The 6,824-nt window shown below is 67.0% G+C and carries 7 protein-coding genes; 3 read left to right on the plus strand and 4 right to left on the minus strand.

Translation table 11 applies throughout. The annotated features are described in order from the left end of the window. Positions 1-41 precede the first annotated feature (41 nt). Positions 42-1,457, plus strand: a complete 1,416-nt coding sequence (locus E1261_RS20230) for a pre-peptidase C-terminal domain-containing protein (protein ID WP_132408677.1) — start codon at positions 42-44, stop codon at positions 1,455-1,457. On the opposite strand, the gene E1261_RS20235 is transcribed toward E1261_RS20230, so the two are convergent. Together E1261_RS20235 and E1261_RS20240 are read right to left on the minus strand one after the other, a co-directional pair. Continuing rightward, positions 1,430-2,674, minus strand: coding sequence for a M20 metallopeptidase family protein (locus tag E1261_RS20235; RefSeq protein ID WP_132408679.1), 1,245 nt, complete (start codon positions 2,672-2,674; stop codon positions 1,430-1,432). The two genes, E1261_RS20230 and E1261_RS20235, sit on opposite strands and share 28 nt — an antisense overlap. Before the next feature lie 50 nt (positions 2,675-2,724). Further along, the gene (locus E1261_RS20240) at positions 2,725-3,654 is read right to left on the minus strand and encodes an AraC family transcriptional regulator (RefSeq protein ID WP_132408681.1); all 930 of its coding nucleotides are present in this window, start codon (positions 3,652-3,654) and stop codon (positions 2,725-2,727) included. A 121-nt stretch (positions 3,655-3,775) separates the two neighbouring features. On the opposite strand from E1261_RS20240, the gene E1261_RS20245 reads away from it, so the two are divergent. Then, positions 3,776-4,477 carry an SDR family oxidoreductase gene (locus E1261_RS20245; protein WP_202874867.1) on the plus strand — a complete coding sequence of 234 codons (702 nt, stop codon included), beginning with the start codon at positions 3,776-3,778 and terminating at the stop codon, positions 4,475-4,477. Between the two features lie 23 nt (positions 4,478-4,500). On the opposite strand, the gene E1261_RS20250 is transcribed toward E1261_RS20245, so the two are convergent. Continuing rightward, on the minus strand, positions 4,501-4,878 hold the full coding sequence (locus E1261_RS20250) for a MerR family transcriptional regulator (protein WP_132408685.1): 378 nt from the start codon (positions 4,876-4,878) through the stop codon (positions 4,501-4,503). Between the two features lie 55 nt (positions 4,879-4,933). On the opposite strand from E1261_RS20250, the gene E1261_RS20255 reads away from it, so the two are divergent. Then, entirely contained in the window at positions 4,934-5,347 is a 414-nt protein-coding gene (locus E1261_RS20255) for a hypothetical protein (RefSeq protein ID WP_132408687.1), read from the plus strand. 16 nt (positions 5,348-5,363) lie between these two features. Here E1261_RS20255 and E1261_RS20260 read toward each other — a convergent pair whose 3' ends face one another. Beyond that, on the minus strand, positions 5,364-6,686 hold the full coding sequence (locus E1261_RS20260) for a DUF4241 domain-containing protein (RefSeq protein WP_132408689.1): 1,323 nt from the start codon (positions 6,684-6,686) through the stop codon (positions 5,364-5,366). Between the last annotated feature and the right edge of the window lie 138 nt (positions 6,687-6,824).

A 6,824-nucleotide genomic window follows, 5' to 3' on the forward strand; every position in this document is an offset into this window, starting at 1 on the left:
GGTTCTGGGGGGATCAACCGCCCAACCCCTGGAGGACCTCAGTGAGGAAGCAACTCCGTCGTACCTGTGCGCTCGCGTGCACCGGCGCAGTCGTGTTCGGAGGCCTGGCCATCGGTGCCGGCGCCCGTGCCGACGCACAACTTCTCAAGCAACCCACCCCGGGTGTTCAAGCATTGGCACAGGTGCAGAGCAGGCTGGCCGAGGTGGCCGCGACCAACGGACTGCCGGTTGACCAGCTGCAGCGCATTCTGGCCACAGACAAGACCGCGTGGCTCGATGAGGGCAGTCGCCTGTTCTACCGCGAGCCGCAGCTCACCCCGGCACAGAAGTCCGAAGAGGCCTCACCGCGCTGGGCCACCGAGTCCGTCGAGGCCGCGACCGGTCCGGCGTTCGAGCTGCACAGCAAGGCCGGCTCGAACCGCGTGATCTACCTGGACTTCGACGGTCACACCATCACCGGTACGGCGTGGAACACCGGCGGCAAGCCCGCCACGGTGAACGTCTCGGCGTACGACACCGACGGCGACCCGGCGAACTACAGCACCGCTGAGCAGGACGTCGTACGCGATGTATGGGCGCGGGTTGCGGAGGACTACGCCAGCTTCGACGTCGACGTCACCACGCAGGCACCGCCGCAGTCGGCGATCGACCGGTCCGGTGCGTCCGATGCGCAGTACGGGACGCGCGTGCTGATCGACCCGGACACCTGGTACCAGTCCGGCTGTGGTTGTGGTGGGGTCGCCTACGTCGGCGTCTACGACAACAGCAGCCAGCACGACTACTACCAGCCGGCACTGGTCTTCACGAAGGGTGTCGGCACCGGGGCGAAGAACCTCGCCGAGGCCGCGTCGCACGAGGCCGGTCACAACGTCGGCCTGGGTCACGACGGCACCTCGTCCGTCGGGTACTACCAGGGCCACGGGGCCTGGGCGCCGATCATGGGCGTCGGGTACTACCGCGGGATCAGCCAGTGGAGCAAGGGCGAGTACGCCGACGCCAACAACAAGGAAGACGACTACGCCGTCGTCGGCACCCACGGTCTCGCTGCGCGCGCGGACGATGCCGGTGACACCACGGCCGCTGCTGCTGCGCTGACAGTCGGTACGGCGGTCACCGGGTACGTCGGCACCGAGACCGACACCGACGTCTACAAGGTCACGGTCGATGCCGCAGGCAACTACACGGCAACCGCGAACGCTGCGGCCTTCGGTGGAAACCTGGACATCAAGCTCGACCTGCTGAACAGCGCCGGCACCGTCGTCGCCTCGGCTGACCCGGCTTCGGGCCAGACCGACGCCGCGACTCCGACCGGCCTGAGCTCCAGCGTCACCGCGAACCTCGCGGCCGGCACGTACTACGTGCGCATCGACAACGTCGGCTACGGCGACCCGTTGAGCACTGGATACACGACGTACGGCAGCCGCGGCGCCTACACCGTCAAGCTCGCCACGTCCTGAATCGCCTGCGGCCGGCCAGCTTGCGCGGGCCGGCCGCAGGTCAGGTGTGAAACCGCCAGCTGCGCCAGTGCGGCGGCCTGCATCGGCAGCACGTCATCATCGAAGCGAACGATGCTCGAGTGATTGGACGGCGCCTCGTCAGCCGGTACGTCGTCCGGCCGCGCACCGAGCATGATGAACGTGCCGGGCACCTCCTGCAGCACCATCGAGAAGTCCTCGGCCCCCATCTGCGAGTTGGGAGCCACCTGCACGTGCTCCGGGCCGAAGAGCGTGCTGAGCTGGCTGATCGCATGCTGAGTGCGGTCGGCATCGTTGATCGTGACCGGGTACTGCAGGTCGAGTGCCGCGTCGACCGTGCACCCGTGCGCTTTGGCGATCGACTCCGCCAGCGCGGGCAGCTCGTGGCTCAGCTGCTCGAACGTCTCGTTCGAGAGCGTGCGGACCGTTGCACCGAGCTTGGCCGAATTCGGGATCACGTTGATCGCCACGCCGGCCGACAACTGCGTGACCGTGATGACCACCGGGTCGAACACGCTGACCCGCCGAGTCACATACGTCTGCAACGCCGACACCAGCTCCGCCACGACCGGCACCGGATCCGCCGTCGTATGCGGCGTCGACCCATGCCCACCGCGCCCGTGCACGGTGACATGCAGCTGATTGGAACCAGCCATCATCGTCCCCGGCCGAGTTTCGAACAGTCCCTTCGCCGCCAGCCCCCACACGTGTACGGCGTACGCGGCGATCGGCGTCTCCCCGCTCGCCTGCAGTAACCCCTCCCGCAGCATGTACCCCGCGCCGCCCAGCCCTTCCTCACCCGGCTGGAACATGAAAACGACGTTACCCCTGAGCTCTTCGCGGTGCGCGCTCAGCAACTGGGCAGCACCCACCAGCCCGGCCGTGTGCAGATCATGACCGCAGGCATGCATGTTCCCGTTCTCGGATGCATACTCCAGCCCGGTCTCCTCGATGACCGGCAACGCGTCCATATCCCCACGCAACAACACCGTCGGGCCTGGTCGCCCTCCCCGCAGGACGCCGACAACCGAGGTCACCTCTTTCCCGGTCGAGATGTCCAGCGGCAATCCGGCCAGGGCATCCAGCACCCGCGCCTGAGTCCGCGGCAGGACGAGTCCTACCTCGGGATCCCGGTGCAGCTCACGCCGCAGTTCGACCATCCCCGCGGCGTACTCGTCACTCTCGCGTACCAGCTCCATCGCCGTACCTCCACACCTCGCGGACACCGGAGCCCGCCACCGTACCCCCGTCAGGCGGCCACTCGAGCGGTGACCCGGTAGCGCCCCGGTGCCTGCCCGCGGGCGCGGCTGAACGCCCGGCTGAACGCGTACGCCGACGTGTAGCCGACCGAGCGGGCGACGGTGTCGAGGGTGTCGTCGGTGTCACGCAGGCGGCGGGCGGCGAGGTCCATCCGCCATTGCGTCAGGTAGGCGCCAGGTGCCTGGCCGGTCGTGGCGACGAAGCGGCGGGTCAGGGTCGCGCGGGAAACGCCGAGCTCAGCCGAGAGCAGCTCGGTGGTCCACGGGCGGGCGGGATCCGCGTGCAGCTTGGTCAGCGCGGCAGTCAGCAGCGGATCGTCGAGCACTCCGAGCCAGGTCTCCTTCGCCTCCTCCGGCCGACGGCTCAACCAGACCCTCAGGAACTGGACCAGCAGGATGTCGACCAGACGATCCAGCACGACCGCCGACCCGAGTTGCGGATAGGCCAGCTCGCGTGCCAGCAACTTGGTGGAGTCGTCGAGGCAGTTGCCGTTGGCGTCGACTGGGAGATGGATGACCTGCGGCAGTTGCGCCAGCACCTGGGTCAGGACGGCCGGGTCGTGTGAGTAGGTGGCGGCGAGCAGGCGGCTCTGGACCTCGCCGGTCCCGAACCGCAGGACCTCACCGGTGAGCCGGGCATGGGCGGCAGCCTCTGAATCACACTTCTTCGGAGTGAGCACGCGGGGTGCGCTGCTGATCACGTGGTCGGCACCGGTCGGCAGCAGTACGACGTCGCCCGGCAACAGCTGCAAGGGTTCGTGACCGGGCACTCCGAGCCAGGCCGACCCGCTCGTGAGCGCGTAGAACACGGCGCCCGGGATGTCGGTCCAGTTCAGCGACCAGGGCTCGGCGCCTTCGATCCGGGCTCCGAGCGCGCCCTGCACCCCTCCGACAGCCAGTACGTCCGCGAGTAGATCCACGACCTCAACCCTAGCTCGCGTGCACCAGACGGCTATGAATCTGCGCCGAACGATCATCGTGCGGTGCAGTGGATGGTTCCTACGGTGGTTTCACCAATCACGACGTACCAGGAGCGAAGCTGTGAAACTGTCCGGAAGCACCGCCCTGATCACCGGCGCCAACCGCGGCCTCGGCCGGCACTTCGCCGCCGAACTGCTGGAGCGCGGCGCGACGAAGATCTATGCCACCGCGCGCAACCCCGAGCAGATCGACCTCCCCGGCGTCGAGGTTCTCCCACTCGACATCACCGACCCCGAAGCAGTCGCCGCCGCGGCCCGCGCCGCCGCCGACGTCGACCTGCTGATCAACAACGCAGGCATCTCCGTGCCGCAGTCGCTGATCACCGGCGATCTCGACCTCATCCGCCGCGAACTCGAAACCCACTTCTTCGGCACCCTGTCGATGACCCGCGCCTTCGCCCCCGTCCTCGCCACCAACGGCGGTGGCGCCATCCTGAACATCCTCTCGGTCCTGTCCTGGCTAGGCTTCGCCGGCGCCGGCGGTTACGCCGCCGCCAAGGCAGCCCAATGGAGCCTGACCGACACCACCCGCCTCGAACTCGCCGCCCAAGGCACCCAGGTCAGCGCCGCGATCCTCGCCGCCACCGACACCGACATGATGGCCGGCTACGACGTCCCGAAGAACAACCCCGCCGACGTAGTCCGCACCACCCTCAACGCCCTCGAAGAAGGCCAACTCGAAATCCTCGTAGACGAAGCCGCAGCCACCACCAAAGCCAACCTCTCCGCCGACGTCCACACCAGATACCCCAACCTCGCCTAGCGCGGAGCCGGCAACCCCGAAGCTCAGCTCATGGCCGGCGCCGGTTGACCTACTGGGCGGAGTGGGCAGCCGGTGCCGATGCGGGTCGTGAGGTCGGCGCGAAGGGCGGCGAGTTCGGCCATCCGCTGGTCGATCACACCGACCTTGCCGGCGAGCAAGGCCGACAACGCCTCCGCGGAGTCCGGCGCGTCGCGCAACTGATCGCCGTGCTCGATGATCTCGGCGAGGGAGAAGCCCAGCACCTGTGCAGTACGGACGTAGTGCAACCAGGTCACCATCTCCGGAGCGAAATCGCGGTAGCCGTTGGCCAACCGGTCGCCTTCGACCAGCCCGATCTTCTCGTAGAACCGCAGCGTGTCCTTGCTCATCCCGGTCTGTGCCGCCAGCTCGCCGATCCGCATCTGTCCTCCGCTTGAGCTTGACCTTGGAGTGCTCTCCACTGTTTACCGTCAGGGAATGCTTCTCCAGACAACCACGGCGAGCTACCGCCGCCTCGTCCGCGCCAGCGCCTGGTACGACCTGATCGTCACCGCCGGCTTCGCTACCCCGTGGACCTACGTGCTCGTACACCGCTTCCTGTCGTCGTACGGAGGCTTCCCGCCGGTCGACCCCATCCAGACCCTCTTCGCCAACCTGATGGGTTCCGTCGTAGTTGTCTGGGCCCTCCTCCGCCTGTTCCGCACTCTCCCCCTGCACGGCTTGTACGACGGCATCGCCCGACTGCTGTTCGCCACCTGGCAGCTCTACGCTCTGGCCCACGGCGCCACCCCACTCCTCTGGGCCTTCCTAGCGATCGAACTAACCTTCGGAGCGATCCAACTAATCCCCTGGGCACTCCAGGCAAAGCGGATTCCGGTGGCTGGTGCGTAGTCCCGGTCCCGTCCTTTCAGATGTGCCGGTAGCCGTCCTGCAGGGTGACCTCGAGGATCGAGTCTGGTGGCAGCGCCGTCCTCGGTTCCCAGATCTGGCTGTGCTGGTCGCCGGCGACGCTGAGACCCAGCCGGTGGCCATCCATGAGCTCGGTGCCATCAGGTGCCAGGACGCGGATCTTGCTGATCGTGTCACCTGTGCGACGGATGACGAACGAGTCACCGTTGGCGGTGACATGGAGCTCGTGATCAGCCAGCTCGGGGGTGTTCACCTGTCCCAGCTGCCACGGGACGGTGATCACGCGAACTGTTTCTTCGATCAGCACCAGGAAGTCGACGACAAGCGAGGCGATCGTGCCGTCCTCGGCCACTCCCCAGTAGCAGGGGTAGGCGCCGTCGCCGAAGCCACTTGTCACCATGACCGCATCGTTCACGGCGCCAGTGAGACTGAACACCGCGCCCGCAGCGTCGAACAGCTTTGAGGAGTGCTCCTGATACAACTCCTCGACCTGCTGAGCGTCGCAGCTCACGAGGTTCGCGAGATCGAGGACCGCTACGTTGCCGGCATCGACTCCGATGACGTTTGACTCCCCGGCTACCTCAGCAGGGCGCCAACTGACCACCGGCGCCTCGGAGATGAGCAGTCGCAGTGCGACGTTCGTACCGGCGGCAGTGGAGACCTCGGCACAGTAGGTACCAGCAGGCAACCGGCGTGCCAGCGGTGCCAGGCCGAACGCGCCGTAGCCGAAGTCTCGGACGGTCAGCACCCCGGAGCCGCAGGTCACCTCACCGAGGCGGACGACCTCGAGCGAGACCGGCTCGCCAAAGGGGGCGACCTGGCGCCCGTGCGCGAACAGATTCGCCACGTCGAGCTGCAGGTCTGCGGGCAGCTCGGGCAGCGCGGCGTCCAAGCTCGCTGCGTTCAGCAGTATCTCGGCCTGGGCGGGATCGATCAGCGGAGCTCCCGGTGGATCGAAGAAGTGGAGAAGCTGGCAGATCCGCCACTGCTCGTCTTCGCGCACCAGTCGGTACTCGTAGTAGTTCGGCATCGAACCGTGGTTGATGACCGAGCGCACTGTTGCACGATCAGTCTCGACCTTGACCTCAGTGATGGTCTCCAGGGAGGGATCGTGCGCTGCGCTACTGCTGAGCGAGCCCTCGCCGCCGGTACTGGCTCCGATCGTGAAATGGTCGTCGACAATCCCTGCCAGCTCGCCGGTCCACGCCTCGAACACCTGGTCGATGTTCGAGGAGTTCGTTGGCTTACCGGTCCTCTCCCAGGCGTTATGGAAGTCAGCTACGAAGGCCTCTACGCGTGCACGCACGCCGTCCTGATTCACGGACCGACGGTACCGGCCGCCGGGGATCGTCAACAGGACGAAACTGCTGGTCTACCGCTGTGCTGTGATCGTTTGAGCGGCGCCGGCTACGAAGGTACGGCGGTCGCGGTCTCGGGCTGCTGGTAGTGGGGTTGTGGG

The organism is Kribbella albertanoniae (assembly GCF_004348455.1).
GTDB lineage: Bacteria > Actinomycetota > Actinomycetes > Propionibacteriales > Kribbellaceae > Kribbella > Kribbella albertanoniae.

What these genes read in the sequence shown, in the direction of transcription:
- E1261_RS20255 (WP_132408687.1), top strand. Translation starts at nt 4,934, where the DNA reads ATGCTTCTCCAGACAACCACGGCGAGCTACCGCCGCCTCGTCCGCGCC.
- E1261_RS20250 (WP_132408685.1), bottom strand. Translation starts at nt 4,878, where the DNA reads ATGCGGATCGGCGAGCTGGCGGCACAGACCGGGATGAGCAAGGACACG.
- E1261_RS20235 (WP_132408679.1), bottom strand. Translation starts at nt 2,674, where the DNA reads ATGGAGCTGGTACGCGAGAGTGACGAGTACGCCGCGGGGATGGTCGAA.